Genomic DNA, 3,450 nt, shown 5'->3' on the forward strand with positions numbered 1-3,450 from the left:
GCCCACCGCGATCAGCGCCACCGCCACCGCCACCCCGTAGGCCACGCCCTTGCCGCCGGTGGCCACCAGCAGGCCGCCCAGCGCCGGGCCGGCCACCATGCCGGCCTGGAACACCACCGCGCCCAGGCCCGCGCCGCGCGCGTACTGCGGGCGTTCGAGTACCCGGGCGAACAGCGCGTTGTAGATCGGCGACAGGAACGCGCGGACCATGCCGGTCATCGCGATCGCCGCGTAGATCGGCCACACCCCGTGGAACGGCAACCAGCCCTGCGCGACCGCGGTAAGCACCACGGCGGTGAGTACCAGCCCGCTGGCCGCCACCATGCCCAGCCGGCGGCGCGGCAGGTGGTCCACCAGGTAGCCGGCGAACGGGGTCACGCAGAAGAACGGCAGCACCTCGGCCAGGCCGACCAGGCCCAGCGAGAACGGATTGCGGGTTACTTCGTAGATGTGCCAGCCGACCGTGACCGCCACGATCTGGTAGGACAGCATCGCGCAGATGCGATACGCCAGCAGCAATGCGAAGCCGGGCCGCGCCAGCAGCGTGAGCGCGCGCTCCGGTGTCTCGGCAGGGGCGTCGGTACTCACGACTGCGCGTGCTGGGACTGCGCGGTCTCGCGGATGAAGGCGAGCATGGCCGCCACGCCGTTGCTGCGCGTTGGCGACAGATGGCGCGACAGCCCGATGTCCTGGATGTAGGTCGGTTCGGTGGCCAGGATCTCGGCCGCCGAGCGCCCCGAGTACACGCGCAGCGCCAGGTAGATCAGCCCGGAGACGATCGCCGAGTCGCTGATGGCGTGGAAGCGCAGGGTCTGCGCATTGCCTTCCGGCACGATCCAGACCATCGACTGGCAGCCGAGCAGACGGTGCTGTTCGGTCTTCCACTCTTCCGGGAAGGTCGGCAGCTTGCGGCCCAGGTCGATCAGGTACTGGTAACGCTCGGACCAGTCGCCGAAGAAGGCGAACTCCTCGGCGATGGCGGCCTGTGCCTCGGCAGCTGTGGCTTCAAGCGGGAACGGGGATGAGATGGTCATGGGGGGCTCCGGGCCGGTGTGCGCCTTCCGTGGGCTGGCCGTGATGGTTCAAAGGAAGCGCCCGGTCGTCCATGGCCGGGTCCGTGTCGTGGCAGCGCCCGGCCCTTGGCCGGGCGACGCATCAGCGCTTGCGTGCCCAGCGCACGCCCTGGGCGGTGTCCTCCAGCACGATGCCCTCGGCGGCGAGCTGGTCGCGCAGGGCATCGGCCCGGGCAAAGTCGCGCGCCTGCTTGGCTGCGCTGCGCGCGTCGATCAGGCCCTGGATGCGCGCGTCGTCGTCGGCATCGCCGGGGGCATTGCCGAACCACGCGGCCGGATCCTGCTGCAGCAGGCCCAGCGCCAAGCCGGCGCCGAGCAACGCGGTCTTCCACTGCGCCTGCTCGCCCGGGGCGGCCTTGCGGGCCTCGCCGGCGATGCGGGCCAGTTCGGCCAGCGCCTGCGGGGTGTTGAGGTCATCGTCCAGCGCTGCCTCGATCTCGGCCGGGATCACCGCCGCCGCCTGCACGTCGGCCAGGTCGCGCAGGGTGCCGTACAGACGGTCCAGCGTCCGTACGGACTGCTCGATCAGCGCATCGGACCAGTCCAGCGGCTGCCGGTAGTGCGCCGACAGCAGCGCATAGCGCAGCGCTTCGGGGGCGTGCTTGCGGACCAGGTCGTGCACGCGCTCGATGTTGCCGATCGACTTGCTCATCTTCGCACCGCCGAAGTTGAGCATGCCGTTGTGCAGCCAGAACCGCGCGAAGATCCGCCCGCCATGGGCGCACTCACTCTGCGCGATCTCGTTTTCGTGGTGCGGGAACTGCAGGTCCACGCCGCCGGCATGGATGTCGATGGTTTCACCCAGGTGCGCGGCGGCCATTGCCGAGCACTCGATGTGCCAGCCGGGGCGGCCACGGCCCCACGGCGATGCCCAGCCGGGCAGGTCGTCGCTGGACGGCTTCCACAGCACGAAGTCGCCCGGCTCGCGCTTGTAGGGGGCCACGTCCACGCGTGCGCCGGCCAGCATTTCGTCCGGGTCCCGGCGCGAGAGCTTGCCGTAGTCGGCGTAGGAGCTGACCGAGAACAGCACGTGGCCTTCGGCGGCGTAGGCGTGGCCGGCGGCGATCAGCTGCTCGATCATCGTCACGATCTGCGGTATGTGCGCGGTGGCTTCCGGCTCGATATCCGGGGGAACCACGCCCAACGCGCCCATGTCTTCACGGTAGGCGGCGGCGAAACGGTCGGTGATGGCGCTGATCGGCACGTTCTGTTCACGCGCGGCGGTGTTGATCTTGTCGTCCACGTCGGTGATGTTGCGCGCATAGCGCAGGCCGCCAAAGCGGCGCCGCAGCAGGTCGGCCAGCACCCCGAACACCACCGGGCCACGGGCATTGCCGATGTGCACATAGTTGTAGACCGTGGGGCCGCAGACATACAGGGTCGGACAGGTCGCATCGAGCGGGGTGAACGGTTCGAGCTGGCGTGTCAGGGTGTTGTGCAGGCGCAGGGTCATGGGGGTCGGTGGCGGGGAGGGAAGGGGGCAAGCCCACGATTTTAGATCACATCCGCGTTCAGCGCCGGGGGTCCTGGCTGTCCGCCAGGGCAACGGCCTATGGGCAGAATCGTCGCGGAAGGGTAATGTTCAGCCCCTTGTGCCTGGCACTCCCTAAACTAGCCACCTTGTCCTCTTACCTGTTGCCAATGAAATCCGCTTCGTTGCTGACGCTGGCCTGCCTGCTCGGAGGTGCCGCCTTCGGGGCGTGCGCCCAGGACGGTGAGGTCCGTAACCGGGTGGTGATCGTGGAGAACGTCAAGTTCGACTACGCACAGGTGCTCAACGTGGAGCCGGTGTTCCAGACCCTGCGCGCGACCCGCACCGAAGAGCACTGCGAGCCGGTGTCCACGCGCACGCTGGCGCCGGTCAACGTGACCGGCGAGGAGCCGCAGGAAGACAAGGGCCGCTTCGGCCGTTTCATGGACTCGGTGCGCTCGATCTTCCGCCGTGAAGACGGGAGCGAGGAAGAGACGCCGGTCGCCGAGGCGCCGRCCCCGGCGGCCAACAACGGCCCGCTGCTGACCCGTGAATGCCGGATCATTCCGGTCGGCCRCGAGTTCCGCCGGCCCATCGCCTATGACGTGGACTACGTCTACAAGGGCACCAAATACCGCTCGCGACTGCCCGAAGATCCGGGCAACCGGCTCAAGATCCGGGTCTCGATCACTCCGTGGATGGGCGCCGAGCAGGGCAGCGCCGCMAATCCGTGAGGTCTGTCGCCTGAATGTTCCCTTCAGGTCTTGCACCCACCCCGTGCGCATGCAAAGATTGGCGGCCATGAAACTCACCGACTTCCAGCACGACACCAGCGCCGCCCGTATGGCTACGGGCATGACGTCGCGTGCCCGCCGACCGGAACCCCACATTTTCGCTGGGTAACCG

Annotated in this window: 4 protein-coding genes; 1 reads left to right on the forward strand and 3 read right to left on the reverse strand. The window is 68.7% G+C overall.

Annotation, left to right across the window (positions count from 1 at the left end; genetic code table 11):
* The 3 genes from AC1DQP_RS18305 to cysS all read right to left on the reverse strand — a co-directional run.
* On the reverse strand, positions 1-588 hold a 588-nt coding region (locus AC1DQP_RS18305; protein ID WP_478052179.1), incomplete at its 3' end, for an MFS transporter.
* Positions 585-1,034 carry a SufE family protein gene (locus tag AC1DQP_RS18310; RefSeq protein WP_478052180.1) on the reverse strand — a complete coding sequence of 150 codons (450 nt, stop codon included), beginning with the start codon at positions 1,032-1,034 and terminating at the stop codon, positions 585-587. The genes AC1DQP_RS18310 and AC1DQP_RS18305, both read right to left, overlap by 4 nt.
* A 121-nt stretch (positions 1,035-1,155) precedes the next feature.
* Complete coding sequence (gene cysS, locus AC1DQP_RS18315) at positions 1,156-2,526, reverse strand: cysteine--tRNA ligase (protein WP_478052181.1); 1,371 nt, start codon at positions 2,524-2,526, stop codon at positions 1,156-1,158.
* A gap of 188 nt (positions 2,527-2,714) precedes the next feature.
* Here cysS and AC1DQP_RS18320 point away from each other — a divergent pair, with 188 nt between their 5' ends.
* Positions 2,715-3,278 (forward strand): hypothetical protein, encoded by a 564-nt coding sequence (locus AC1DQP_RS18320; RefSeq protein WP_478052182.1) that lies wholly within the window; start codon positions 2,715-2,717, stop codon positions 3,276-3,278.
* The last annotated feature ends 172 nt before the right edge of the window (positions 3,279-3,450 follow it).

The organism is Stenotrophomonas sp. P5_A8 (genome assembly GCF_056400545.1).